The 26,052-nt window shown below is 52.0% G+C and carries 24 protein-coding genes and 1 pseudogene; 14 read left to right on the top strand and 11 right to left on the bottom strand.

Translation table 11 applies throughout. From position 1 onward, the window contains the following. The 7 genes from ACZCED_RS21495 to ACZCED_RS21525 all read left to right on the top strand — a co-directional run. Positions 1–151 (top strand): phage protein GemA/Gp16 family protein (locus ACZCED_RS21495; RefSeq protein WP_464861688.1); only part of this gene is annotated, 151 nt, incomplete at its 5' end. Between the two features lie 25 nt (positions 152–176). Continuing rightward, entirely contained in the window at positions 177–365 is a 189-nt protein-coding gene (locus ACZCED_RS21500; RefSeq protein ID WP_464861678.1) for a hypothetical protein, read from the top strand. 3 nt (positions 366–368) lie between these two features. After that, entirely contained in the window at positions 369–683 is a 315-nt protein-coding gene (locus ACZCED_RS21505) for a Mor transcription activator family protein (RefSeq protein WP_464861679.1), read from the top strand. A gap of 828 nt (positions 684–1,511) precedes the next feature. Then, positions 1,512–2,885, top strand: coding sequence for an LVIVD repeat-containing protein (locus tag ACZCED_RS21510; protein WP_464861680.1), 1,374 nt, complete (start codon positions 1,512–1,514; stop codon positions 2,883–2,885). 1,539 nt (positions 2,886–4,424) lie between these two features. Continuing rightward, entirely contained in the window at positions 4,425–4,688 is a 264-nt protein-coding gene (locus ACZCED_RS21515; protein ID WP_462967933.1) for a hypothetical protein, read from the top strand. 872 nt (positions 4,689–5,560) lie between these two features. Further along, positions 5,561–6,649: an EAL domain-containing protein gene (locus ACZCED_RS21520; RefSeq protein ID WP_464861681.1), complete on the top strand. Its 1,089-nt coding sequence runs from the start codon at positions 5,561–5,563 to the stop codon at positions 6,647–6,649. Positions 6,650–7,978: 1,329 nt separating this feature from the next. Continuing rightward, positions 7,979–11,431 carry a PAS domain S-box protein gene (locus ACZCED_RS21525; RefSeq protein ID WP_464861682.1) on the top strand — a complete coding sequence of 1,151 codons (3,453 nt, stop codon included), beginning with the start codon at positions 7,979–7,981 and terminating at the stop codon, positions 11,429–11,431. Positions 11,432–11,868: 437 nt separating this feature from the next. Here the strand turns inward: ACZCED_RS21525 and ACZCED_RS21530 are convergent, their stop codons facing one another. Further along, positions 11,869–12,150, bottom strand: a complete 282-nt coding sequence (locus ACZCED_RS21530) for a hypothetical protein (RefSeq protein ID WP_464861683.1) — start codon at positions 12,148–12,150, stop codon at positions 11,869–11,871. Between the two features lie 87 nt (positions 12,151–12,237). On the opposite strand from ACZCED_RS21530, the gene ACZCED_RS21535 reads away from it, so the two are divergent. After that, positions 12,238–13,743: an HDOD domain-containing protein gene (locus tag ACZCED_RS21535; protein ID WP_462967937.1), complete on the top strand. Its 1,506-nt coding sequence runs from the start codon at positions 12,238–12,240 to the stop codon at positions 13,741–13,743. Between the two features lie 129 nt (positions 13,744–13,872). On the opposite strand, the gene ACZCED_RS21540 is transcribed toward ACZCED_RS21535, so the two are convergent. The 3 genes and pseudogenes from ACZCED_RS21540 to ACZCED_RS21550 all read right to left on the bottom strand — a co-directional run bounded on the left by ACZCED_RS21540 (position 13,873) and on the right by ACZCED_RS21550 (position 15,025). After that, positions 13,873–14,115: a response regulator gene (locus ACZCED_RS21540; RefSeq protein ID WP_464861689.1), complete on the bottom strand. Its 243-nt coding sequence runs from the start codon at positions 14,113–14,115 to the stop codon at positions 13,873–13,875. Beyond that, positions 14,116–14,717, bottom strand: a pseudogene (locus tag ACZCED_RS21545) (ATP-binding protein). Positions 14,718–14,767: 50 nt separating this feature from the next. Next, a complete protein-coding gene (locus ACZCED_RS21550; RefSeq protein WP_464861684.1) occupies positions 14,768–15,025 on the bottom strand; it encodes a histidine kinase dimerization/phospho-acceptor domain-containing protein in 258 nt (85 codons plus the stop codon). 16 nt (positions 15,026–15,041) lie between these two features. Here ACZCED_RS21550 and ACZCED_RS21555 point away from each other — a divergent pair, with 16 nt between their 5' ends. Then, the gene (locus ACZCED_RS21555; RefSeq protein ID WP_464861685.1) at positions 15,042–15,851 is read left to right on the top strand and encodes an ATP-binding protein; all 810 of its coding nucleotides are present in this window, start codon (positions 15,042–15,044) and stop codon (positions 15,849–15,851) included. 138 nt (positions 15,852–15,989) lie between these two features. Next, entirely contained in the window at positions 15,990–16,229 is a 240-nt protein-coding gene (locus tag ACZCED_RS21560) for a hypothetical protein (RefSeq protein ID WP_462967942.1), read from the top strand. Positions 16,230–16,489: 260 nt separating this feature from the next. On the opposite strand, the gene ACZCED_RS21565 is transcribed toward ACZCED_RS21560, so the two are convergent. The 4 genes from ACZCED_RS21565 to ACZCED_RS21580 are packed head-to-tail and all read right to left on the bottom strand — an operon-like array spanning position 16,490 to position 18,152. Next, positions 16,490–17,140, bottom strand: coding sequence for an SOS response-associated peptidase (locus ACZCED_RS21565; RefSeq protein ID WP_462967943.1), 651 nt, complete (start codon positions 17,138–17,140; stop codon positions 16,490–16,492). A 5-nt stretch (positions 17,141–17,145) separates the two neighbouring features. Continuing rightward, positions 17,146–17,484: a PilZ domain-containing protein gene (locus ACZCED_RS21570; RefSeq protein ID WP_462967944.1), complete on the bottom strand. Its 339-nt coding sequence runs from the start codon at positions 17,482–17,484 to the stop codon at positions 17,146–17,148. Then, positions 17,481–17,765, bottom strand: a complete 285-nt coding sequence (locus tag ACZCED_RS21575; protein WP_462967945.1) for an integration host factor subunit alpha — start codon at positions 17,763–17,765, stop codon at positions 17,481–17,483. Before ACZCED_RS21575 ends, ACZCED_RS21570 begins: the two co-directional genes overlap by 4 nt. 18 nt (positions 17,766–17,783) lie before the next feature. Then, positions 17,784–18,152, bottom strand: a complete 369-nt coding sequence (locus ACZCED_RS21580) for a hypothetical protein (protein ID WP_462967946.1) — start codon at positions 18,150–18,152, stop codon at positions 17,784–17,786. 709 nt (positions 18,153–18,861) lie between these two features. On the opposite strand from ACZCED_RS21580, the gene ACZCED_RS21585 reads away from it, so the two are divergent. Beyond that, positions 18,862–19,008 (top strand): hypothetical protein, encoded by a 147-nt coding sequence (locus ACZCED_RS21585; RefSeq protein WP_464861686.1) that lies wholly within the window; start codon positions 18,862–18,864, stop codon positions 19,006–19,008. A gap of 32 nt (positions 19,009–19,040) precedes the next feature. On the opposite strand, the gene ACZCED_RS21590 is transcribed toward ACZCED_RS21585, so the two are convergent. Then, positions 19,041–20,840: an AMP-dependent synthetase/ligase gene (locus ACZCED_RS21590; RefSeq protein WP_464861687.1), complete on the bottom strand. Its 1,800-nt coding sequence runs from the start codon at positions 20,838–20,840 to the stop codon at positions 19,041–19,043. 558 nt (positions 20,841–21,398) lie between these two features. On the opposite strand from ACZCED_RS21590, the gene ACZCED_RS21595 reads away from it, so the two are divergent. From ACZCED_RS21595 to ACZCED_RS21605, 3 genes are all read left to right on the top strand, one after another. Then, positions 21,399–21,779, top strand: coding sequence for an ArsR/SmtB family transcription factor (locus ACZCED_RS21595; RefSeq protein WP_462967949.1), 381 nt, complete (start codon positions 21,399–21,401; stop codon positions 21,777–21,779). Positions 21,780–21,845: 66 nt separating this feature from the next. Continuing rightward, entirely contained in the window at positions 21,846–22,991 is a 1,146-nt protein-coding gene (locus tag ACZCED_RS21600) for an SO_0444 family Cu/Zn efflux transporter (protein ID WP_462967950.1), read from the top strand. Between the two features lie 703 nt (positions 22,992–23,694). Further along, positions 23,695–23,892 carry a helix-turn-helix domain-containing protein gene (locus ACZCED_RS21605; protein WP_462967951.1) on the top strand — a complete coding sequence of 66 codons (198 nt, stop codon included), beginning with the start codon at positions 23,695–23,697 and terminating at the stop codon, positions 23,890–23,892. A gap of 286 nt (positions 23,893–24,178) precedes the next feature. On the opposite strand, the gene ACZCED_RS21610 is transcribed toward ACZCED_RS21605, so the two are convergent. Together ACZCED_RS21610 and ACZCED_RS21615 are read right to left on the bottom strand one after the other, a co-directional pair. After that, positions 24,179–24,667, bottom strand: a complete 489-nt coding sequence (locus tag ACZCED_RS21610; RefSeq protein ID WP_462967952.1) for a cyclic nucleotide-binding domain-containing protein — start codon at positions 24,665–24,667, stop codon at positions 24,179–24,181. 81 nt (positions 24,668–24,748) lie between these two features. Continuing rightward, entirely contained in the window at positions 24,749–25,066 is a 318-nt protein-coding gene (locus ACZCED_RS21615; protein WP_462967953.1) for a hypothetical protein, read from the bottom strand. Between the last annotated feature and the right edge of the window lie 986 nt (positions 25,067–26,052).

Here is a 26,052-nt window from a genome sequence, read left to right on the forward strand (position 1 = left end):
CGAGGCAGGCCGGTCCTGGAATTATGCCCATGGCATGACCAGACGGATGTTTTCGATCGAGCGGGTACAGTGGTGCGAATCGTACCAGCTGCACAAGGTCGTTGCCGCGTTGACTTACGACGCCAAACGGCATGGACGCTATACAGGATGATGACCGATACAAAGGAGAAGATCCCATGAAACCCACTGAGGTCAAACTGGTTGCCGGGTTCCTGCTTCAAGAGCAGGTTCGCTTCTTTGATTATCTGGGAGAGTGTGCCGTTCAACCGACTGAGGCAACGCTGATCGTTGAGAACCTGATCAGTGAGTCCGAAGGCGGCATACCGACGTGCGTCGATCAGTTTTCTGGATTTGTCGGAGAGTGACAGGTGATTGACCGTTACGACATCCAGATCGACGACCTGCCGCCGGATTTTCGGGAGATCGCTGACACCATCGGCTTGGAACCCACCCTGAAACTAGTCCAGGCCCGCAGCGGCGAGGGGATCTATGTTCCCAAAGTGGAAAAGGTCTGTCGTGCCGCCCGGGACCGGGCTATTCGTGCAGAATTCAATGGCACCAATCATCGTGAATTGGCCCGCAAATACTGCCTGACCGTGGTTTGGATTAGGGACATTGTTGGACAGAACCAGGACAGGCCCACTGGCGTCGACTTCATAGATAAGCAGATTCCTCTTTTTTAGCCCACCTTGACGCCAGATCCTCCCGAATCATACTTTCATATCCCAGGAGATTTTTTTAAAATTTGTTCAATCCGATTTTCACATTATGGAAGATGAATCTATTAGAAATAAGATGAAATTTCGGCATACTTCAAAATAATACCACAATGTGGTTATATTTTCTTGACAGAATCAGGTGCTTTGTTTAGGTTGTAACCAGCACCCCATAGTTTCACAAAATCCTCCTACTCCCGGCGGCTTTGCTATGAAACCCCACAACAGCAAGGCCGCCCTTCCTTTTTATGGATTCCCCATTGACATTCGGCAACCCATGGGACTTCATTGACGTTTGAAAGCCTGTTACCAATTTATTGTCTTTCTTACAGCATCAACTAAGCAGATAGTTTCAATGTAGAAGGGGTATACTGTTATTGCCAATTTTTGTGGCAATTGCTGACATTTTTTACAAACAGACCCAAATTGTCAAATTGGTAATCCGACGCAAACCAATTGATATTTTAGTTTTATATCAACACAATGATCGGTGGCATCCTCCTTGCTGTCAATTAGGGAATATCAAAAGGAGGACTACCATGCGCAAATTCTACATTTTTAATTGACATTTTTAACATAAACTAATAGCTGTATCTAACTTCCTCTTTTTGTAATATAAAAGACCATAAACGAAGAGGTATCAATGTCTCTGCCCCTTAGTTTTTGCTTCCCATTGAGAAGATACGGATAGTCATCCCGCTGCGGTCAACACCAAAAATCATCCCTCTCCAACATTTTTTATAAGAAGAAATCCCTAATCTTATTCAAAAATATAGAAAGGATGGCGGAAAGTATATGGCTATAAACCTAATATATCGAGCAGTTAGTGGAAAATTTTCAAAATCGTTACTGGTTTTTGGTCTGTTGGCCTATTTGGTGTCCTGCGGAGGTAACAACGACAGTAACAACACAACTCAGACATCCAACTATACGATCGGCGTTACAGTTAGCGGTCTTGAAGGCAGCGGATTGGTGCTGCAGAACAATGGTGGAGATGACCTGGAAATTTTAGCCGACGGTGATTTTATATTCGATACGCCCTTATCAAACGGAGAAGATTACAATGTGACCGTCGAGACGCAACCAATCGGGCCGAACCAGACGTGCGAGGTCGTGCACTCTATCGGAACCGTTACCGACGCAGATGTGTCACTTACCGTTGAGTGCGCTGAAGCCTATTTTCTTCCAACCACCGCTACCGAAATTGGTCTCGGGGCCAGCAGTGTTCTGGTGGACGAGGGTTACGTCTATCTAACTGAAACTTCCACGAGATCCTTTAAAGTGCTCGATGTTAGCGATCCGCTGAACCCGTCATTGCTCGGTTCTGTTGTTCACGGTTACACCGACTTGCGTGTTGAAGCGCACGCCATCTCTGACAGCATCGTATGGTGTGTGCGGTCATCATCGGGCGGATACGGCTTGGCCACCTATCTGTTCGGTGTCGATGTCAGTGACCCGGCAAACCCGATGCTAAGAGGCTCTCTAACACTTCAAGGAGGGACGTCCCTGATCTCCAGCGCGTCGGTTATCTATGGGGGATACCTGCTTGTCCATGATTACAGCGACAATCTGGTTTATGTTATCGATATCAGTGACCCGGACAATCCAACAAAATACAGTCAGTGGGCTGTCCCCAATATGGTAAATGGCGGACCGGGCATCATGATGATTGATGGATCATTGCTGTACTTGCCCTGTGGAGAGAACGGAACTCTCAGGATTTATGATTTGTCCGACTTGGCATCGGTCACAGAAGTCGGTTCCGTGTCGGTCGCCGGCGAGTGCTATGGCACTGCAGTAAAATTGGGTTCTTATGTATATATGACCACCAACGTGCCTAACATGAAGATAATTGATGTTTCAGACCCTGCAGCCCCGACTCTCGCTGGAACCGTGGCCTCCGCCGGATATCCCAAAGGGAGAAACGGCAAGTTGTTTTCGTTCAGTATCCCCGGTTCTACAATAACCGCGTATTCGCTTTTGGACCCTATTGTTCCCCAGGTCGAGGATTCTGTCACGGTCCCAATTCCGGCCCCGTCAGCGAGCCTTCATCTTTATCACCTGGCGTATCCTGACGCCACTTGGGTAGGAGAATATTTGATAGGTATGACCTATGGAAGTGCTGCTCAGTATAATGGTGCAAGGGCTATCGATTTTGAAGTGAAGTAATAAAGTTTTGACATTTAGTATATCCTTTATCGATAGAACTAAAATAAAGGCCAACCCCGATATTTCGCGGTTGGCCTTTCCCCTTATTATCTGTGATACGGTCGATGTATCAATACCGAAAAATTTCCAGCCCGAACTTAGACTATCTCCAAATTACCAGGATGAACTATTTGTTTGTATCTTCTGCACAGCGACCTATGTTTAAAATTTGTGCAACTCAAGATTTACCAAATTGAACACAAATCTATTCTAAAATTCGAACCCTATAAATCAACTATCTGATAACATGTAGAATCGAAAATTTGGCACAGCACGTGCTCTGTTTGTCCTCAAACGAAGAGAAACCATACCCCTTTGGACTGTGCTGTATCTTTGCTGACTCCTAAACGTCCTCCGGGAAAGTCAGCAAAACGCTGAACTGCTCTGCTCCTCGTTTCATTTTTTAAGGCAAGGCCCTGCCAATCGGGGTCTTGCCCTTTTAATAGCCTGGTTGCGACGGTCTTCGTATGGCATTATGCCAAAATTGATATCCATTATAAATGGCGGTGGCATATGACTACAGGTTATCGAATCCCAATCGTCCTTATCCTTTCCATAGCCTTGCTTGTTTCAACAGCCTGGGCCAACGAAACCCACCATGCAAAGGTTGTCGGTATCGCAGACGGTGATACCATTACCGTTCTTCATGGTAGCGTCCAAACCAAGATCCGCTGAACCCCCTGCGTACCGGTATCGTCAAGGATTTTATAGCGTTGGAATAATATTCCTGCTACTGTCAGCAATAAGCGAATCATTCGGTCTTTTCGTTGAAGATGTTTTATTTCCGGAGAAACACCCCCATCGGGTAAAAGCGCGAAGTGTGGCCATTCCTTGGCGGTCAGGAAGTTGGGCATGGACGGAACAGCCGTTGGGCAACTTTTGGGGTAGGGCAAGCCGCAACCAGTCGGGGGGTGACACGGAGAAAAAAGCTAATGACCGAATTGGACATTCAATATCCGTGCGAGAAACGCAAAAACGTCATTTAAGCTCCGCGTCCCTTATGTTTAGGAACTTCTCAATGGTAGATTTCGCCTACCACCAAACGCCCAACCGGCTCACATTGCCAAATCCACTTAATGCCGTACTGTTTTATATGGCCTTCTTTTCTGCCGCGAGTAAATCAAACTCTTTTCAACATGAGAAGATATCATGACCGAGGAAAATTTACAGGATTGCAGCGGCGTTAGAAATCAAAGGACACGTTGATACCCGGAAAGCTAATTGCAAATGTGAAAATTCTGACAAGGTCCTTGGTCGTGATCCTGGAAACGAAATCGCCGTCTAATTGAAGAAGCGATATTCTATGATTGGAACCGCAAGTACTTTTGTTCCGCCGGGTTTCTTCTGATTGAAGGGCAGCTGTCAGCGAATAATGGGGCGCTCTTTCTCTGAAATTGAGAATTTTTAAGCGATATTCGAATAAATATCCTTGAGTGATACACGTAGAAAACCTGTTGATTCGATTCTTAACAACCAAAATATACACAGGAGGGCAAAGATATGGCTGCAACAAAAAAAGAAACAGTTCTGGACTTCCTTAACATTGGCTATAGCGAGTATCATGTTGACTATCGTGAAAACGAGATAACTGAATCATATGACTTTATCATCAACACCGGATCATCCAAGATATTCTTGAAAATCGGACAGAAACGTTGGGACGATTCTGACAACTCTTCCATTTCCGATTTTCTTGAGTCGAAAGAAGAACAGATTCGTAAAGTTGTTTCGGATAATCAGAACGCAATTCTTCGGATGAACTGATTACAAAATAGCATGACAAGTCCCTTGGGAATACAGCTATAAAAAAATGATCACCGATCAAATTGTGCGGTATCAAACCAGATGTAAATTGATTCCAAACCAAGCGTGCTAGCAAACACTGCTATATTTTATCATCGGTTGACTCAGGCCGGCCTTATCCTATCATTTCATTTTCCACCCATTTTGACATCTCACAAACATTTCCTATATCTGCTCTCGACTCGATAGATTACACATATGAGGATCAAGACAACCGGCTCCACCCGGACTTGTGCCCCAAGCCAGGCTTCACCCGTGAACCGGATGCAGAAGCAAATTGGGGTTGGGTTGGCGGCCAATACGTTATCCACTGTACCTGCCAAAGCGGATGAAGCGCGCGCAGCCAACTCTTCCGTTCGACGATCCACTACGTTAACCGGGCATCTCCTGCCGCGGAGCGAAGGAAATTTTTCGGCGGGGCAGTTCAGCATTGTTCAATGAATGAACACACAAAAATTGGCAGCATACTCTCAATTTTTGTTCATAACCGGGGTGAGAATGGAATTCTATCTACTCTCATATATTTTAATTATATTGTGTCTATAGTATGTTATGCACGACATGACGATTCGGTAGGGTTCAGAAAGGATATACCTGCACAGATTTTGCTTGTTTGATGCACATGTTGGATTTTGAAATCGTTCCAAGAAAATCGACAACCCACATTCGGCATATCCGTCGACGGAAAAGAATCATTTGCCGCTATGGAAACCGTCATTATGGTGTTCCGTATGGTTCGAAAAACCTTCCTGGAAAAAATAGGGCAACGGGATGTCCGAAAAGCGTCCAGGGCGTGGGCAAGACAGGAAGTAAAACCTTGAAAGGGACAAAAAATGCAATGGTGCTTGGAGGCCCTTACTGACGCAGAGAGCAAATTTCTGGTCAATATCAAGTCGGTTCCTCTGGTTATCGGTCGTGCCGGCGACTGCGATCTTAAATTGACCGATGGACTTATCTCCAGGTATCACAGCGAGATCCGCATAAGCAGTGATTTACTGTGGATTCGGGATCTTGAGAGCACCAACGGTACCTATGTCAACCAAAACAAGGTCGTGGACGCGCAACTGCTCGAACCCAATGATACGATTTCGATAGGCAAGAAGCGTTTCAAGGTAAAGACCATTTCACCTTCGATGGCTACCAACGAACCGGCCACGATTCCCGCAACCCATTCTAAAGGGCTCATCAATTTTGACTTGTCCGCTGTTATTCCCAAGTTGCGGACACTCATTCACGAGCGGAATGTCATACCGCATTTTCAGCCCTTATTGCGATTCTCCGATATGACTGAAGTCGGATACGAGATTCTTGGGCGGGTTGGTGACGACGGCCTGCCTTCGAATCCGGCTGAACTACTGGAATTGGCAGCGTGTGTGGGGCGCGGCTGCGAATTGAGTTCCCTTTTCCGTGAGGAAGGGGTGGCGGTGGGCAAGACGATACCTGGATGTCCCTTGTTATTCGTCAATTCTAGCGAGTTCGAAATCGACGAAATCGACGACCTGCTGGCATCCATGCGGCGGATTCGTGAAATCGCTCCGTCAAACAAAATTGTGTTGGAAATAAATGAGAAGGCGGCCACAGAAACAAAGGCTCTCATCCTGATAAGGGATGCTTTGAAAAGGATGGATATGGGGTTGGCTTTCGATGATTTCGGTGTCGGGCAAACACGGTTGGTGGAACTTTCAAACACCCCCCCGGATTACCTCAAGTTCGATATTTCCCTGATTCGTAAAATTCACCTCGCCCCCAAGCGACTGCACCAAATGGTTTCAACTTTTATCAACGCATCGCATGACCTGGGTATCCTTGCGCTCGCAGAAGGCATCGAGTGCGCTGACGAAGCCAAGGTATGCCAGGAACTCGGTTTTGATCTGGGGCAAGGTTATTTTTTCGGAAAGCCGGTACCTGCCGATGCATTATGATTCAAAAGGCTGCTGCTATTTCTGGTAACCGGTTCTCTATAAAGCTCAAGTGACCTCTTGAACCAGGTACCTGTCAATCGGAGGTTTTACTATACCACCTGGTTTAGTACATGGTGTCATTCCCGCGAAGGCGGGGCAAAGCGTGAAGCAACAGCGCTATCCTCTATGCTCAATCAACTTTCTGAATCCCGGATATCCGCTTTGCTGCTTCCGGGATGACACAGTCTGATGTTCCGCCAACGGACCAACTTAATCTTCATAGAGATGCGAATATAAGAAAATGAAATTCTGAAGCGTCAGGCCTGTTTCAACTTTCTCGATTGAGCGTGGGATTTGCCGCAGGTGATGGGTCCTATGGCGCACCCGCCACGCCGGGGAACGTCGGATGAACCGCGACAGCGAGCACATTCCCCGTTGCTTGCCGCGGGGAGGGTTCAATATCGTTTATCACGATGGCACACGGGTGCCAATTGAACGTAGACAAAAAGACACAGTTTAGACCGGGTAGGCAGGGTCGATAAACTGCAATATGTAATAAAACAATAAGATATGTGCCGATCAGGACGGTTGGCACATGCCATGCTAAATGATCCGGTTAGGGCACACCACTATTTTTCTTGTACGATTCATGGAAAGGCGAGGCTCATTGGGAGCCTCGTTCTTTTTATTGCTCCGGCAACTGAAGACACCAACTATATCATGCCGCACTTGGAAAGCGGGGCCCGCTTGACAGTGCGAAGGCATCCCGTTGCTATCCGGATGGTGCCGGAGCTGGCGCGGTCGATCCCGATCCCGATCCCGATTTCGATACCGAATAGCGTATGCTTGCGCCGGTCATCTCCCGAACGACGGCGCGAAGCGGCAACATCATTCGGTGTTCGGCGTTCAATGCCATTCGTCTGGCAATTATCGGTCCCAAACCCATCCCCCCCCGTTAAAATACATTGATTTACCAGGTGCATCGGTTAAAATGAATGACGCTGTGGTTGGCGATAGACACCTTCTGGTCCGGGCCCGCCGTCTATTTCATGGCATGTGATCATCCAATAGTTAAAAGATATTGAAAAACACGCATGCTGGGTCGTATTGGCAGTTGATCAAGCGGGTTGACAACCCTATCGACTCGGCGGCCTGTCCCAAATGGCCAAAGAATAAGCGCTTTCAGTAAATACGGCCTTGCCGAATGAACACGGTCGGCAGGTAACTGCATCACTGCATACGCCGGCACCCATTGCCCGGCTCATCCTTGTCCGCACGATCAACAACGTCCAACTCCGGTCATATTCATGATGACCCGATACGCTTACCTCATCCAGGAGGGTTCAGATCATGCTGGAATCGGAAAAAATCTTTGAACTGGTCGAGCAACTGATGGACGTCATCCATAGCGAAACCGATTGCCCGGTGCTGATCTACGACACGGACGGCTATGTCATCCGCGCCACGGACAAGACCCGCATCGGCACGCTGCACGCCGGTGCGAAAGAAATGATGCGGCATCGTAAACCCGAGTACGCGGTAACCAGGGAGGAAGCCGCCGAAAACCCGTTGATGAGGGAAGGCTACAGTTGTCCGATCATCATCGACGGAGAGATCGTCGCCGGCTTCGGCATTACCGGCAGGCTGGAACTATCCAGGCCGCTGGCAAGAACCGCGGCAAAAATGATCGATGCGTGGATCGAGAAGATCGGGTACCAGGAAAAAATGGCTCGATCGGAACAAAAATATCGCAAGCTTTTTGAGAACTCCTTGAACGGTATATACCAGGCAAGCCTCGATGGCCGCTATCTGACGGTGAATCGCGCATTCGCCAAAATCTATGGGTATCCATCGCCCGAGGAGATGATCGGCGACATCACAGACATTGCCGACCAGCTTTACGTCCATCCCGACGATCGACGCAAGTTGATCGAATTGTTGCTGCAAAAGCGGTATGTCAAGGAATTCGTGACCCGAGCCAAACGCCGCGACGGCCAGCCCATCGATGTGAGCATTACCTGCCGCTTGATGCACGACCCCGATACCGGCGAACCGTTTATTGAAGGCCACCTGGAGGACATTACCGGGAAAAGAAGGGCAGAGCGAAAGATCCTGCTATCCGAAGAGAAGTATTTCAAAACCTTTAACAACTGCCCGGTGTTGGTGGTGCTCAGTTCAAAGGCGACTGGTCGATACGTCGAAGTAAATGAAACCTTCCTCAATACCATGGGATACAATCGTGAGGAGGTAATCGGGCATACATCGCTGGAACTTGACACATGGGATGACCCGAATGACCGCTCGACGATCATCGACACGATCAATGCCCACGGATCGATCCACAACTTCGAGGTCAAGCGCCGGACAAAAACCGGCAAGGTTCTCACCATGCTGTTCTCGGCCGACCTCATCGAGGTTTCCGGTGAAACGTGCATCATCTCGGTATCCCAGGACATCAGTGACCGCGTGAAGATCGAAGAAAGCCTCCGCCTGAGTGAAAATAATCTGAAAATCACCCTCCAGTCCATCGGAGACGCCGTCATCACGACCGACACAAATGGTGTTGTCACCCGCATGAACCCAATGGCCGAGCAGCTGACCGGGTGGTCGGCCGACGAGGCCGCCGGGCGCCCCCTGCCGGATGTGTTTCGAATCGTCAATGCGTTTACCCGCAAGAGGGAGTCGAATCCGGCGCAGAAGGTGTTAAGCAGCGGCAAGATTGTAGGGTTGGCCAATCATACGGTCCTGCTCTCCAGGGATGGCAGGGAATGGCAGATCGCAGACAGCGGCGCTCCGATCCGCGGGGCCAACGGTCATACTGTCGGTGTTGTCCTGGTTTTCAGGGATGTGACCGAGGCCTATGCCAGGGAGCAGAGAGTGATAAAGAGCGAAGCGCTCCTTAAAAACATCACGGCCAACCTTCCCGGGGTGGTCTATCAGTTTCATGCCACTCCCGACCACCAGTATTCCATTCGCTATGTCAGCGGTAAAATTACTCAACAATTTGGAATCGATGCACCGTTTAAGGATATTTTCAGCATATTTTACGCCGGAATACCGGAAGAGGAGCAGGCAGGCTTTCTGGATTCCATCAAAATGGCCGTGGATCAGGCGCTGCCATGGAAATACCAGGGCCGATTCATCAAAGCCGGTGGAGAATGCATCTGGTTTGAAGGCAGTGCGGTGCCCAGTAAGGAAGAAGGCGGCCGGATGTATTATGGCGTGCTGACAGACATTACCGAGCGAATAACCTGGGAGCGCACCCTGTCCGCCAGCGAGCGCCGGTTCAAGGATTTGTTTAATGAAGCACCGGTGATGTACGTGATCACTGAAAACAGAGATGGGGAGCCATTCGTGAAAGACGTGAACGACAGGTTCCTGGACATCATGGGGCGCCGCCGGGAGGAGGTGATCGGGTCCTCCCTATCGCGGTTCTATACACCGGAATCCCAGCACGAGCTGCTATACGGCGGCGGATACCGGCGCGCGCTGAACGGGCAATTCACCGAGGAAGAACGCTGTCTTGTTGACTGCAACGGCAAGTGCATTCATACGCTGCTGCACGCCATCCCTGAATATGATGACAACGGTCAGGTTCAGGGGACTCGCGCCATGTACTTGGACATTACCGCCCGCAAACAGGCTGAAGCTGAGGCCATGCAACTGGAGGCCGCTCTCGCCCGGTCTCAGAAGATGGAGGCCATCGGAACCCTTGCCGGTGGCATCGCCCATGATTTCAACAATATTCTGTCGGCCGTCATCGGGTACTCCCAATTGTCGCTTTCGGAAATAGAAAGTGGAACGCGCCTGCATCACCACCTGGAGCAGATCAATACAGCCGGTTTGAGAGCCCGTGACCTGGTCGGTCATATTTTGACCTTCAGCCGTAATCAGGAACGTGAACTCATGCCGCTGCAAGTCGGTCCGCTGATCAAAGAAGCGCTTAAAATGCTCCGTGCCACCCTGCCCACCACCATTGAAATGATCCAGGAAATTTCAAGCGATACGGACGACGTGATGGCCGACCCGACCCAGATTCAACAGATAATCATGAACTTGTGCACCAATGCCGCCCAGGCGATGGAAAACAGCGGCGGGCGCTTGACGGTTCGTTTGGCCCAGGAAGAGATGGATCCGGAAAAAACGGAAAAAATCGCCGGATTGAAACCAGGACCGTATATCGAATTGCGCATTCAGGATACCGGCACGGGCATTCCGGCCGACATTATCGACAGCATCTTTGATCCTTATTTTACGACCAAGGAGAGGGGCAAAGGCACGGGACTTGGATTGGCGGTCGTGCATGGAATCGTAACCAGCTGCAATGGAACCATTGCCGTTAATAGCGAACCGGGCAAGGGCAGTACATTCACGGTTTATCTTCCGGCCATACAGAGAACGTCCGTATCCATCGAAACCAAGCCAACCCGTCTGCCGAGGGGCAGCGAGCGGATTTTGCTGGTGGATGACGAACCGGTTTTAGTCGAACTGGGCCGACAGTCCCTGGAAATGCTGGGTTATGAAGTCGTCACGGCCAGCGGCAGCGAAGAGGCGCTGGACCTTTTCCAACGTGCGCCGGACAAGATCGACCTGGTGATCAGCGACGTCACCATGCCTAAAATGACAGGCGACGAATTGGCCATTGAACTGCTTCAGATCAGGAGAGACCTTCCGATCATCCTGTGTACGGGGTTCAGCGAAAAGCTCTCCGAGGATAACATAGCCAGGTTAGGGGTTAAAGGATTTTTAATGAAGCCGATTCTGATCGATAAGCTGGCCCATTTGATCCGAAAAGTGTTATGAAGGACGGTCTTTCCGCTCCCGCTGAACGTGACCGGTCTCCGTACGCTCTTCAATCCGTTCGTGTCACGTTGTTCGATGATGGCGTCCCGATCTTCAATGCGAGCGTAAAGGGTGGATCGGGTCGCAACGTGTCCTAAGAATCCCGACGCCTGTTCATGGCCGAAGGTTTCAGCTCATTTATTGTCAACCATAATGAACCGCGATAGCGAGCGCATTCCCCGTCGCTTGCGGCGGGGTTAGCGAGCGAGCGGGGAATCGATTGTCATCCTTACGGTGAAGATTCCCTGCGGCTTGCCGCGGGGAGGGTTCAAACTGCCGTCCGGTCGCACTGGCAGACACCCACATGGGCGTATTCAACCCAGTTGCGTCAATTTTCCTCACTTTGCTTCAGCGTTTCTTGAAAAGCTCTGCGCCGGGCTATCCCTTCAAGCCGCCTGTCAAATCCCCGAGGCAATTGGATCAAGTTTAAAAAGGAACTCCCGATCGACAACCCAGTGGTGATGATGATGGTCATGGTATGCAAGCGCCAGATCGAGAGATTGCGATACAACATACGGATTGGACCATTCGACCAGCGTCATGATCAACAGCATCCCCACGCCAACGATGGTCAACGGGGTCAATGATTTCGGCACTCGACGGTCGTGGATCCAGCTCAAGCAGGACGGCGCGTGCTCGAAAAGCGACCGGGCCGTATCCCAGTCCGTCAACCGGTCCATTCAGGCGGCCGGATCGACCAGACTTTTGAAAATATAAAAACGGGCGATATAGTCTAATCATGTTCCCCTATTTACGGAGGGCCTGCCGTGGCGAGTTCAGAATTGGTGTTGAACAGATTGATGGAGGAGATGCGCAACAAGGGCAGCCTGCCAGCCCTGAGCGAAACCGTTCTTGAAATATCGCGGCTGGCCAAGAAACAGGATTCCAGCGCGCCCGACCTGGCGGCCGTCATCATGCGGGACTGCGGGCTGGCCAGCAACCTGATGGCCGCGGTCAATTCGGCCTATTACGCCCCGCGATTTCCCGTTAAAACCATTTCTGCCGCGGTGACCTACCTGGGCTTTGACAAGGTTTACCTGCTTTCACTGGGGTTGGGCCTGTTCCGGCACGCCATGGAAACCCTGCAAAAACGAAAATTGCTGAAGCTCTATGCCATTTCGTATTTTTCCGGCCTGCTGGCCATGTCCCTGGCCAAAGCCTGGCACCACACCGATCCCGAGGAGATATTCATCGCCGGATTGCTCTACCGGCTGCCGGGCATGAGTCTGGCCAACACTTACCCGGAAAGGTTCCACGAAATGGAACTCCTGGTCAACGAAAAGGAAAAGACCATCAATCAGGCCTGCCTCGATGTATTCCAGGTGCGGTATGACGATATCTGCGATGCCGTGCTGGCGTCCTACCATCTGCCCGAGGATGTTGAACAGATCATCCAGAAGCCAAAACCGACGGAGGACCCGCTGATCCTGTTGGTGGAAGAATCGGCTGCCCTGGCCGCCATGCTTTTCGGGGATCAGCCCGGCGGGAAAAACGCCCTTCGGAAGGTTGAAAAAAGAATCAGCAAGATCTTAAACCATCCCAAATTTTCCGTTTCCGACCTGGTCCGGCACACCTTCGAAAACGACGAAAACGTCAAACACTTTTTCAATTTGAGCGCCGAAGACGTCGAGATTATGGTCAACATTCTCGAATGGGGCAAGGCCAACCCGATGGAGATCGTCAGCCACATGGATTTCGGTGCCGCCCTGGACTGTCCGGAGCCGGTCGACACGCCAGAATCGCTGGTTGGTCATTTCCTCACCGAGCTGGCGCTGTGCCGCAGGCGCGGCGGCGAGCTGAACCAGCTGCTGATGTTGGCCCAAGAGGCGCTGTTTCGCTGTCTGCCGGACAGCGAGATTTTCATCGCTTTTTTAAGCGCGGATAAGAAGCGAGTGCAGGGACGCTTTCATGTGGGCAGCACGCTGCATGTCAACGCGCAGGATTTTTGCGTATCCTTGAACAATACCGACTCCGCCATTGTCGAATGCCTCCGGTCGCCCTCATCCGTTCATTGGCAGACCGGCACCGTGGGCCTGGGATTGCCCTATACGCCATTTGGCCAAATGCCCTTCCGGTGCGCCTATTTGTCTCCCATCGTGGCCCGCAATCAGGCCATCGGCCTCTGTTTTACCGGTCGACTCATAGGGGACGGCTTCAATGAACGGGAGTGCGTATGGATCGATCAGATCGTGGATCAGATTGCCGGTGAATTCGCTACCATCCGGGAATCGGGAGAAATGGGGTCGGGCTTGGGCAACATAATCAAAAAATGACCCATGCAGATGAAGCCGGCCGGCATACCGGTCTTGATCGACCCGCTGTGGTGAACGGGTTCGGCTGGCGGTTTTTTTGCCGCCCACAAATGACGCCCGTAGATTAGTTCGGCGCGATTTCAATCCCGGTCAACGCCTGCGATCAAGCGTTTCTCTGATCATCCCCAGCATTTTTTCGATCTCATAGGGTTTGATCAACATTCCTTGCGCCAGCTTGTCGAGGATGGCTCTCGCCTGACCATGGGGAGAATAGCCGCTGGCGACCAACACCGGCATTTCAGGGTCGATCGCCTTGATCGCTTCCAGGCAGCGCACCCCGTCCATGCCCGGCATATTCAGATCAAGAATGATCCGGTCGATTTTGGATCCCAGCTAGCGGTATACGAAGAGGGCCTTTTCGCCGTCGTTGGCCTCACACACCCGGTAGCCGTAACTTTCCAATATCTCCCTGCCCAGTTGGCGGATGACCGTGTCGTCATCGACGATCATGATATATTCGTGGCCCCGAGCGATCTCTTTCCGTTCCTCTGAAAAATGCTTTGCGGCGGCGGTTTTTTCCGTTGCCGGGAAATAAATCCTGAAGGTTGTCCCCCGGCCCGGCTCGCTATCGCAGGTGATGTAGCCTTTGTGGCTTTTCACGATTCCGTAAACCGTGGCCAGCCCAAGGCCGGTTCCGGAACCGGTTTCGCGGGTCGCAAAAAAGGTTCAAAGATATGCTCGCTGGTTTTCGCATCCATCCCCACGCCGGTGTCTGAGATAGACACCATGACGCATGGGTCGGGCGAGCCTCCCAGGTGACAGCGGCAAAACCCGTCATCGAGGTCGACATTCCTGGTTTCGATGACCAGGCATCCGCCGTCCGGCACGGCATGTCTGGCATTGAGGCCCAGGTTCATGATGATCTGCTCGAACTGCGTGTGATCCGCTTCGACGATCCGCAAGTCTTCCGCCAGGTTGGTGTCGATCTCGATCATGCGGGGCAGGGTACCCTTGAGGCGTTTTATCACCGAACGCAGTTTGGCGCTCAGGTCGATCGGCGCCAGTTGACTATCTTTTTACGACTGAACGTCAACAGCTGCCGGGTGGGTTCGCTGGCATGGTCGCAGGCATGCTGGATGGTGGCCAGCTTGTCCTGACCCTTGTTCGACACCGATCGGTCCATACGCAGCAGTTGCGTAAAGCCGGTTATGATCTGCAGCGCGTTGTTGAAGTCATGGGCAATGCCGCCTGCCAGCGTTCCAATCGCCTCCATTTTCTGGGAATGCAGCAGTTGCGATACCATCTGTTTCCGGGATGTCATGTCCCGGGCAAAGCAGATCACTGCCCCCAAGCGGTCGACGCGGGTTACCTATCAGTTGCTTGCATTTGCCCACCAGCAGACCATTGCACCCAAGGTGCTTGACCTGAACGACACCGTGGAGCGGATGCTTAAGATGCTGCGCCGGTTGATCGGCGAGGACATTGATCTTGCCTGGCACCCGAGGAGGGGATTGTGGCCGGTCAAGATGGATCCCAGCCAGGTCGACCAGATCATGGCCAATCTTTGCGTCAATGCCCGGGATGCGATTGCCGATGTGGGAAAACTGACCATTGAAGCGGGCAAGGTGGCCGTTGACGAGGCATCCTGTGCCGACCATCCGGGTTTCGTCCCGGGAGATTTTGTGCTGCTGGCGGTAAGCGATAACGGATGCGGTATGGCAAGCGAGATCCGCGACAAAATCTTCGAGCCGTTCTTTTGGACGAAAGCGTTGGGGCAGGGCACCGGATTAGGGCTGGCCACGGTCTACGGTATCGTCAAGCAGAACGGCGGCCTCGTCACCGTGTACAGTGAGCCGGGCAAAGGTACCACCTTCAAAATCTACCTGCCCAGGCCTGCGCGCCATGCCGTTGCGGACCAGGCGGCGAGTATCGGGGAAGATCCCAAGGGCCGAGGCGAACTCGTGATGGTGGTGGAGGACGAGGCCTCTATCCTGACGCTGGCAGGAAAAATCCTATCCGGATTGGGTTGCCGGGTCCTGCTGGCCGCATCCCCGGCCGAGGCCCTCCAACTGGCCGAGACGCAACCCGTCGATCGTTCCATAAAAGCAGGGACCGGGCCCGTTCGATAAAAAGACAATGGATGGATGGGCAGCGGTCCGAACGGACCAGGGAGTGCCAAATCAAAAAACGGTATTATAGTTAGCCAGTCAGTAAGAGCGAGCACTGCCCGAGATCCGGCAACCCTAACCGTGCAAGGAGGTTTTCTCATGAGCCGTACCAACACGATTCCGGAAACCGCCGTTGACCCCGTCTGCGGCAAGACTTTCGATCCGCGCAAGGTTCAGTTTACCGCCATCGACGACAACGGCACCCATTATTTCTGTTCGGAGGCGTGCCGGCGCCAATTCGACGATGCGGACGCAAAAACCAAAAAGGGGTTCTGGGAGAAATACACCGACCGCCTGAAAAAGACCCACTGCACGAGGACGCCCCCCGAGTGTCGGTGACCGCCGGTCTGAGCAGGGAAAAACGGCCCACACAATGGTTCGCCGTGCAGCGCCGTCGGCCAGGGGTAAAAAACCAGTGATGCCTCTCCTGCGGCCATTGAATCCCCCGCGGCAAGCCGCGGGGAATTCGCTCGCTATCGCGGTCCAATTCATCTCGGGCAGACCGGGCCGGTGAGCGATCGTCGGCAAAGATTGCAGGGATGAATTCCGCTGGGGCGGCCATCACGGCACGCTGCGGTGGTTGAACCCGGCAGCCAGTCTCACCTCTTGGGGCCGGGTTCCAGCGGCCGTATGTTGCCCGGTCGGTTAACCTTTGCCGAGTTGACCTGTCTGGATACAGGAACACTGACCAGTTCGGTATGGATCTGGTCTCGGATGATGCCCTGAAGCTGATGGACGTCCTGGTTATCGCGGTTGAGCCATGCGTCGAAGGCTTCCGGCTTTAAAATTACCGGCATGCGGTTGTGTATGGGCATGACCGAACCACTGGCCTCCCTGGTCAGGATACTGCAGGATCGATAGGCAATCGGCTCCTTGCCCCTGTTATCCCAGGCCTCCCACAGGCCTGCAAAGGCCAACGGGTGGCCACCGGGCAGTGCCAGGAACATCGGCTGACGATCGCCTTTTTTCCCTTTCCATTCGTAGAACCCGTCGGCGAGGATCAGGCATCTGCGCCACTTGAATGCCATACGAAAGCTGGGTTTGGCAGCCACGGTTTCAGACCGGGCGTTGATCATCCGGCTGCCGTTGCCGATGTCTTTCGCCCAGAATGGGACCAGTCCCCAGTGAAGTTTCTCCAGGTGGTTCCGGTCGTCGTGCCTGACGATGGCGAGTACTTCCTGGGTGGGAGCGATGTTGTAGCTGGGCGTAACGTCGACGCTGGCTACATCGATGGGGAAGTGGTCAATCAATTCTTCTAATCTTCTGAATCCAACGAATCTGCCGCACATGTCATATTCCAATCACCTGCATCGAAAAGCCTCTGGTCGATCGGTTTGTCGAACCGCACCGCAAAACCCATGGCATTGCTCCGCACCACCGTTCCCATCAGGCTGAGCCTTTTTCCAAACACCAAAATCGGAATCTGGATGTTAATGGCTCGTCCCTGAATGACCTTGCGCCGGGTGCGAACAAAAACGCCGCCGGCACCGATATCTTTTACCAGATCCCGGAACGGTCCCTCTTTGGCCGTATATTTCGCGCTGAACAGCGCCGTGTGGCGAGGGTGACGGCGGCGGTTTATTGCAGTATTCATCTGCCGTCCACCTTTTCCCTTAATTTGCCGGACCACTTGAACGTCACCACTCGCCTCGGTTTCAACATCAGATCCTCGCCGGTAGCCGGGTTCCGGCCCTTGCGCGCTTTTTTTTCCTTCACACAGAATCTGCCGAAGCCGGAAACGAGGACATCCTCACCGGATTCCAGCGTCGCCTTGATCAGCTCCAGCAGGGATTCGGTGACCTCGACAGAGGTGTTTCTGAGAAAGCCGAGTTCCGTTTGCATCCGGTCGACGATGTCTTTTTTGGTCAGTGCCATGCATGAATCTCCAAGGGGTTAAATCCAGGTCAAAATGACGGTTCCAAAGATGATGCCGATGATTCCAAACAGCCGGTTCGTCTGATCGGACACTTTTTCAAAGTACCAGTTTGCCATCCGGCTGTAGATTCGTTGAGGGTTGGCGAATGCAACGGCGGCTTCACCAAAGGCCAACAGGGCGATCGCCCGGAATACCCACGGGTGGGTCGTGGCTGATGCGGAGACGAGAAACAGGAGCCCGAACACGGCCGGAATGACCGACAGGAATTTTAACGGATAGGTCTGAAGCCAGCCTTTGAGGAGATCCACGGTTTCCCTGGTATAGAGGATCCAACAAGAGCTAATGGCGATGTGCCCAAAGCCCAGCATATAGACGATCGCTTTCATGGTCACCGACTCCTTTGGTCGTTGGATGGTCCTACCGACGAAAAGACGTATACACGTTTGCAGAGATCCCTATTCTTGTCAAGGGGTTGCTATGTTGTTGGCAACCGGTTCACGTCAGGATTAAATCAAAATAAGCAATCGATTTCAGAGGCCGCCCGCCTAACGATCTTAAAAAACACTGCCAAGATCCGTCGGCCCCGCTATATGCGGCCTTTTACCGGGTCGAATTTCAACGATAGCATCAAGACTGATCACTGTAACCTACAGGACATCGTCAGATACGGTCAGGTCGACCACCTGGCAAATCATCGGTTTGCTCATCTTGTTTCCGACAGGCATTGGCATCCCCGCCGAGGCATGGCTTTCGCCAGCGAATCCGAAATCGATGAAATTGTCACCGCAAATAAAAATGAATTCAATACCGCAATATTCCGGAATTGGTAAGCCCCCCATTTTTCATTAGATACGGTTATTGTGGTTCTGGCCGTGGTTTCGACGGAAACGCAAAAGGTCGCAATAGCGATGGTCGGATTGAGCAGTGATGTTGAATATGGACGATCGACCGCTAAATCATATCCCCTGCAAAGCTTTTCATTTCAGCCAAGCGATTCGTCGGACTTTACCCTGAAATTTACTTCAGCCTGGTCGAACCCATAAAGAGGGTCACGTCCTCATCAAAAAAGCCTACAATACGCCCCCTGGAGTTCACATGGAGGGATTTACAGTGAAACTGGCCTTTGCCATTCAACAGCAAATGGATGGCGCCATCCGTTTTCGGACACTCGGACTCGATGACTTGACAGCCCAGAACATCGCTACGCATACCATCACGCTGCATATCAAGATTGCCAAGTAAAACCTGGTTTTGCAGGCCTCTCCTTCCTTCGATCAACCATCCTTGTACATGGACTCGATCAAGTCGGCATATCGTTCCTGGACGACATTGCGCTTGAGTTTCAGGGAGGGGGTCAACTCCCCGGTCTCCTGAGAGAACGCCTTTTCGATAATCCGGTACCGCTTGATGGTTTCGAAACGGGCCAGGTGGCGGTTTCGATCGGCCACATGCTGCTCTACGACCTGAAGAAAAACCGGGTGTACCAGCAGATCCTTGGGGTCCCCGACCCGGATGCCCTTCCTGTGGGCCAGTAACTGCGCATGATCCAGATTGACCGTCAACAGGGCGCTTAGGAAATGGCGGCGGTCGCCGATGACGATGAAATGGCTGAACAGCGGGTCGCTTAAAAACCAGTTTTCGATCTTCTGGGGGACGATATTCTTGCCGCCGGAAGTGATGATCAGGTTTTTCTTGCGGTCGGTGATCGTCAGAAAACCGCTGTCGTCGAAGGTTCCGATGTCCCCGGTCTTCAGGAAACCGTCTGCGGTAAAAACCCGGGCTGTCGCCTCGGGTTTTCTCCAATACCCGCGGAATACATTCTCCCCGCGGATGAGAATTTCCCCGTCGCCGGCAAGCCTGATCTCGACACCCGGCAGCGGCCTGCCTACCGTGCCGATGCGGTAGTCGGCCAGGTTGCTCATGGTGGCCGGCGCAAAGCATTCGGTCATGCCGTAGCCTTCCACGACCTGGATGCCGGCGGCGTTGAAAAAGAGGATGATCTCCCGGGCGGTGGGGGCGCCGGAGGCGGTCATCCAGCGTACGCGCCCGCCCAGGGACTGGCGCAGCCGTTTGAAGATCAGGGCGAAGGCCAGCCGGTACTTCAGTTTCAGAAGCGCCGGCACCGGCTGCTTCTCCTCCCGCAGGGAGGAGATCCTGGTCCCGATGGCATGCCCCCAGCGGAAGACTTTCCGGCGCCAGGGCGGCTGCTGCTCCACCTGCATGAGTATCTTCTGGTAGACTTTCTCACAGACCCGTGGCACGGCCAGGATGATGGTCGGACGCTTTTCGGCAAAATCGGCCAGCACGGTGTTCACGCTTTGGGCATACGAGGAGGTGATCCCTTTATACATGCCGTAAAAATGGCCGGCGGCCCGTTCAAACACGTGGGACAAGGGCAGAAAGGGCACGGCATGGTCCGCATCGCTGGCAAATTCGGGCCTGATCCGGTCCAGGGAGCGGATGACGGCCATTACATTCCTATGGGTGATCATGGCTCCTTTGGGCACACCCGTGGTACCTGACGTGTAGACGATCGTGGCCAGATCGTCCGGCGCCACACGGTCGGCCATCCTCTCGAAGGCCGTCGCATCCGACCGGCTGGCCTGCATGCCGGCGCGCACCAGTTCGGCAAAGGTGATCAGGCGGGGATGTGTACCGCTGCCGGGCTGTATGGCCACGATCGTTTTCAGGGCCGGGCAGCGGTCCATGGCGTAAAGGGCCTTTTCTACCTGTTGCGGGTCTTCCACTACAAGCACCTTGGCGGCGGCGTCGCCCGCGATATAAGCGACTTCTTCGGCGGTGAGGGATGTGTATATGGGGACCAGGCAGGCACCAATGCCAAGGGTGCCCATATCCGTGTAGAGCCACTCCAGGCGGTTTTCGGAAAGCAGGGCCACCCGGTCGCCTTTTTCGACACCCAGGCTGGCCAGCCCCAACCCCGTCGCGCGGGCGCGATCATAATACTGGATCCAGGTGGCACTGTCCCAGCGGCCGTTGTGTTTTTTTTCCACGGCCAAGCGGTCCTTGTACGTTTCGGTTCGATTGCGAAAGACGTGGTTGATGGTCTTTTCCATGGCATCTCCGCAGCGTCGCCGAAGATTGACTTGCCCTGCCTGAGCGGTTGGCATTTTCCAACACCTCGTTTAACGGCTGTCAGAAACGCAAAAAGACTGCATGAAGATCATTCGAAATTATAATCAGGTTATCAGACGGCTTGGCTTCCCATATGGGATTGGTCGTTAAAAGTCAACGAACCAATGAAGAACATTCATGAAAAAAATTAAATTCAAATAGATCGATTACAGCGTCCAAACATTCTGGACCGGCAGACGAACGGGACGACGCACGGATCAAGATGCGCCTGATAGGGACCGGCATTACGCCATTCCCGGGGTGGCCGTGCGCAAACCGATTCCCACACCGGAAAAATCCCATTGGCATAGGTTTAACTGGCCACAGGTAGCCGCATGACTGCCGCTGCACCTTAACCGGGAACCCAGCCCTGATTGGGGTATCGGGTAAGGTCCATCCTGAAAATGGCGAAAAATTAAAAAAGGCGCGGTGCTTGACAACGGGGTCGTTATTTTTATATTTGAACAGACGTGCATATATTCTTGCCAGAGGAGGCCGACGTGGTTAAAAAAAAAGTCCTTGCCTCGTGTACACCGGAAACCTGCGATATACGGGTGGTTCATCTGGACCGGGTGGCCCGGGCCAAGTCGGAGGCCATTGCTGAAAATGACTTGGAACGCCTGGCACTGACTTACAAGATCATGGGAGATTCCACCCGGCTCAAAATCATCCTGGCCTTGCGGAGCGGTGAGATGTGCGTCTGTGACATCGCCGCTTTTTTGGGACTGAGCGAATCGGCCGTCTCCCACCAGCTCAGGCGCCTGCGGGAGTTCGCCCTGGTTCGCTCCCGTCGGGACGGCCAGATACTCTACTACTCTCTCGATGACGACCATGTGCTGGACCTTGTCGCCGTCGGCCTGGATCACATCGATGAAAAATAAGTCACCGCGATCCGACCCACGACCCAGCGGTCATACCCGTGTGCAATCAGAAAGGAACGGTATTCAATGCATCTCGTGTTCGAGATCTTGCTTCAGTCGTGGAACATCCTGCTCGAATCGTCGGCCTTCATCCTGCTGGGACTGATCGTCAGCGGGCTGCTGCGGGTGTTTCTCAACCCCGGATCGGTTTCCCGGCACCTGGGCCGGGGACGCTTCAAGTCGGTGTTCAAGGCCTCGCTCATGGGAATCCCCATCCCGTTGTGCTCCTGCGGCGTATTACCGGCCGCGGCAGCCTTGAAAAAGCAGGGGGCCAACAACGGCGCCGTGACTTCATTTTTGATTTCGACGCCGGAATCCGGCGTGGATTCCATCGCCATCACCTATGCACTGATGGATCCTATCATGACCGTGGTGCGGCCGGTGGCCGCGTTCGTCACCGCATTTGCCGCGGGCATCACCGAGAACCTGATAGGCAGACCGGCTACGGCCAACCCCATCGTCCCGGACCTGTCCTGCCCGGTGGACGGTTGCTGCGACGGAATCAACTGCTCGCCGGAAGTGCACCGCAACCACCACCGTTTCAGTGAAAAAATATCGGCCGGTTTCCGCTTTGCCTTCACCGATGTGTGGGGGGATCTGGCGGTGTGGTTCCTGTTCGGTCTCCTGCTGTCCGGTGTCATCACCGTCCTCATTCCCGAATCGGTCTTCAGCCGGTACATGGGTGGCGGGGTCGGCGCCATGCTGATCATGCTGGGTGTGGGCATTCCCATTTACATCTGCGCCACGGCCTCCACGCCCATTGCCGCGACCCTGATCCTTCAGGGTGTCAGCCCCGGTGCCGCCCTGGTGTTTCTGATGACCGGCCCGGCCACCAATGTCACCTCCCTGACCGTGCTCGTGCGCGTGCTGGGTAAACGAGCCACGGGCATCTATCTGTCAGCCATCGCGGTTTGTGCGGTGGGCTTCGGTCTGCTGGTGGACCAAATCTATGCCACCCTGGGTATTTCGGCGCAGGCCGTGGTGGGACAGGCCGGAGAAGCCATCCCTTATGCCGTCGAATTGACCGGTGCCGTCCTCATCCTGGCCCTGTCGGTGAAACCGGTGTGGCGGTTCGTGCGCATTCGAATTTTCAAACCGGCACCACCCTGCGGGTCCGCAGGTAGGTATGCTGCCACCGATAATGCGCCGGAACCCTGTGCAGGCAGCACGTGAGGGTGCAGTCACTGACCCGTGGGGTCATTCTTATAGATTCCTTAGCATTCCTCAACACTAAAAAGTAATACATTAACGGGCGTTTATAGTTTTATACTGTAAACGCTTTTTTTTGTTATGAACCCCAAAACGGAACAAAAACGGGACAAAAATCACTTTTTAACCCGGTGGTCAACGGTCGACATCTCATTTTCACTTTCCTATTGCGGCTGAAACAACAGGGGCTGCACGTTAGGCCGGTCAGACATTAGAAGTTGCCGGTGGCTTCACCTTTTTGGGGGCTCCTTAATTTTACTGGTAAGAGGTCACACCAGTTGGTCGTGACGGTTGTCAAGCCGGTCCGCTTTTACCTGGGTTCCGACCCCTGTCGATTGTCATCCTAACCGCCTGTTGCCGCACGGTTGTTTGGTTTTTTCGGGTTGAAGTTTTTCCATGAGGTGCTATACTTAATTTGAGCAAATGAGAACAAGTCCCACATTTGATCTTTGCAATCGATTGAAAAAGGAGGAGTATAAAAGACGCCGGGCCACATAATCGCGTTCGCGGCGCGAAAAGTAGCCCGTGCATAACCCAAATTAAATTCCTAGGCAGGAACATCATCGGGGTTACTCTTATCTTAGCAATCCTACCCAGCAAGTCAAGAGCAATCCCACTCTAAAAATCTTTTCTATGGCGGGCCATCCCCGCAACGCAAGGAGTGCGCATGTCACTTGGTGTCCTAACACGGCAAGAGGCGAGCAAAGAACTGAAAATCCCCCTTAAGACCTTGGACTATCTGGTCCGAACCGATCAAATCCCCTTCTCAAGAACCGGCCGGCGCGGCGTCAGATTTCTTGAAAGCAGGCTCCTTGAATGGCTTCAGGAACGTGAAGGCGTTGAGTATCGCCTTGGTGAATCCTGATGCGGTTTATTGTCCTTGGCAAAAACGGCCCGGAGATAATGAATCTGAACCGGCGCAAAGCTATCCGTGAAAGATGTCTTAATTGTGTTGGTTGGATTCCAGGCGAAGTCAGGGAATGTGATTGCACCGATTGCGCCCTTCATCCCTATCGCATGGGAATCGGCAGCCAGGATGCTGAAGATCGGGCAGCAGCAGCAAGAAGATATTGCCTGCAATGTTGCAACGATCAACCAACGGAAGTTCGATTGTGCCCATGCTTCGACTGTTCTTTGTAGGGAAACTGCAATCAGACCAGTTCAGTCTGCTCCAGAATCTGACCGGTACCATAGGTAATTTTATCACTTTCAGAAAGATTATCGGCGAGTTGAGAATTAATAGCAGTTAGGCGGTTTCCGAGAGTAAGCGCTAAGTTCTTGTAAAACAGAACGGCATTGTCGCGATCGCTGGACAGGATCATTTCAATGTGATCGCGTTTAAAAACCTTTAGCGTGGATGGGGCAAAACATTTGGCTGAAGCTGTATATGCATGGCCTCCCACCAATGAAGACCAGCCGAAGGCCTCCCCAATATGATTCACCGTGTAAAAGGAGTTTTTGTAATCACCGATGCTCAGTTTTATCCGCCCTTTTACCAGAACGTAAAAATTGAGTGCCGGATCGCCTTGGCTGAACAGCACCGTTCCCGGTTCATAAGACGATTCAACACTAGCCTCCATCATCTTGGCTGTAAAGCTATCATTCAGGCCCCTAAGGATCTCCACTTGTTTAAGATACATGGGCACCTCCTCGTGCAAAAGTCCTGTCTGATTGATTAACGGGATCTTCTGCTGATTTTGATGAAGATAATCTTCGCGTATTTAAACGGCTTTTAGTACCTGCAACTCTTTTTCATGGAAAACGGGGTTCCCGAGATCGGACAACGCAAAATTATAAAAAACGTGATGGCCATCATAATCTAGCACGCGCAGATCGTCCGTTTGCTTCAAGTCACCCATAATAATATTGAATTGTTGACCATATTTCTCCTTGACCAGACTTTCAGGGACTTCATAAGCGATGAATTTTTTGATCCCTTTTTGATCCAGTTTGGCCACCAACGCTGAATCGTTAAGATCACTATATGTCGTCAAAAGCAGAATTGGGCCTGTCCCGGTAAAAAAGATTCCAGCTTTCATAACCCACCTCCTAATGCTATGTTTTTTTAAAACTGGCAGATTTATATTTAATGTTACGTAGAATAATGAAAGGGTTACCCCCTTTCATTTGTTTGCATAAATTTTTATATAGTGAATTGTTTGGAAACTCAGATTTCAACAATTGGAGGGGCGTGGGGATTCAGCAATCTTGAATTAAGATAGTTTAGACTTGATAGCTCGAACATGGACACCCATTTTCAGAAGGTGGTCACTGTCGCTGGGAGCTATGTATGCACATTTTGAGTGGATGCTCCATTTTGATTTGCCATGCTAATATTTAATTAGGGATGGTCTTATGGCATAAATTAGGAGCTAAAGGAGTTCAGCTTCAGCGGAAGTTATTTGGCTGGCTTTATTTGATCAGGGTTTTAATATTATCAAATTGTTCGAATCAAGACGGTCCCTACCCAATAATAATTGTATTCCATCAATGAAATGTCAATAGGAAAAACACCTATTTTTAAGGGACTTTTTCCCATTATTGAGGCAACGAATCCGAATGTAATCGTAAGAACTATATGCTGTGTCGGCCAGGATGCCGCCAGACTGGTGATTACATACTTGTCTTTGTACTTATCAATCAATTTTTTTGGGTTGAGATTAATTGAGATAGATCCAAGAATTGATGCCCTGTAAAAACCTGTGATTTCCACATCTATCCTGTCGATTCGCTTCAAACCATGGTTTAGGCCATCCTCTTGTTAAGATAGACGGCACAAACCTGGCTACGGTCCAAAATTGGGATAAGTTGAAGGTATCACAAGAATTTTGTGCATCCCCAGAATTTCAGATACCCTTTACATATCTGTATTCGCGATCAATCTACAGCGATTTTACATAATCCCGTCTATTCCAACATTTGGCAGGGCTGGCCGACGCAAGGTAATCTCAATCTATCTGTAGTCAGGCCCAAGTTGCGATAAGGTATTGTACTCTGTACCGGCACTGAAATCGATTTCGGATTC

This window comes from Desulfosarcina sp., from assembly GCF_055467485.1.

Coding starts and splice junctions, on each gene's coding strand:
- ACZCED_RS21615 (WP_462967953.1), bottom strand. CDS start 25,066: ATGAAAGCTGGAATCTTTTTTACCGGGACAGGCCCAATTCTGCTTTTG.
- ACZCED_RS21530 (WP_464861683.1), bottom strand. CDS start 12,150: ATGGACCGGTTGACGGACTGGGATACGGCCCGGTCGCTTTTCGAGCAC.
- ACZCED_RS21575 (WP_462967945.1), bottom strand. CDS start 17,765: ATGGCACTGACCAAAAAAGACATCGTCGACCGGATGCAAACGGAACTC.
- ACZCED_RS21585 (WP_464861686.1), top strand. CDS start 18,862: ATGGAGGGATTTACAGTGAAACTGGCCTTTGCCATTCAACAGCAAATG.
- ACZCED_RS21525 (WP_464861682.1), top strand. CDS start 7,979: ATGCTGGAATCGGAAAAAATCTTTGAACTGGTCGAGCAACTGATGGAC.
- ACZCED_RS21510 (WP_464861680.1), top strand. CDS start 1,512: ATGGCTATAAACCTAATATATCGAGCAGTTAGTGGAAAATTTTCAAAA.
- ACZCED_RS21600 (WP_462967950.1), top strand. CDS start 21,846: ATGCATCTCGTGTTCGAGATCTTGCTTCAGTCGTGGAACATCCTGCTC.
- ACZCED_RS21560 (WP_462967942.1), top strand. CDS start 15,990: ATGAGCCGTACCAACACGATTCCGGAAACCGCCGTTGACCCCGTCTGC.
- ACZCED_RS21550 (WP_464861684.1), bottom strand. CDS start 15,025: ATGGTATCGCAACTGCTGCATTCCCAGAAAATGGAGGCGATTGGAACG.
- ACZCED_RS21520 (WP_464861681.1), top strand. CDS start 5,561: ATGCAATGGTGCTTGGAGGCCCTTACTGACGCAGAGAGCAAATTTCTG.
- ACZCED_RS21605 (WP_462967951.1), top strand. CDS start 23,695: ATGTCACTTGGTGTCCTAACACGGCAAGAGGCGAGCAAAGAACTGAAA.
- ACZCED_RS21570 (WP_462967944.1), bottom strand. CDS start 17,484: ATGAATACTGCAATAAACCGCCGCCGTCACCCTCGCCACACGGCGCTG.
- ACZCED_RS21610 (WP_462967952.1), bottom strand. CDS start 24,667: ATGTATCTTAAACAAGTGGAGATCCTTAGGGGCCTGAATGATAGCTTT.
- ACZCED_RS21515 (WP_462967933.1), top strand. CDS start 4,425: ATGGCTGCAACAAAAAAAGAAACAGTTCTGGACTTCCTTAACATTGGC.
- ACZCED_RS21590 (WP_464861687.1), bottom strand. CDS start 20,840: ATGGAAAAGACCATCAACCACGTCTTTCGCAATCGAACCGAAACGTAC.
- ACZCED_RS21555 (WP_464861685.1), top strand. CDS start 15,042: ATGTCCCGGGCAAAGCAGATCACTGCCCCCAAGCGGTCGACGCGGGTT.
- ACZCED_RS21500 (WP_464861678.1), top strand. CDS start 177: ATGAAACCCACTGAGGTCAAACTGGTTGCCGGGTTCCTGCTTCAAGAG.
- ACZCED_RS21580 (WP_462967946.1), bottom strand. CDS start 18,152: ATGAAAGCGATCGTCTATATGCTGGGCTTTGGGCACATCGCCATTAGC.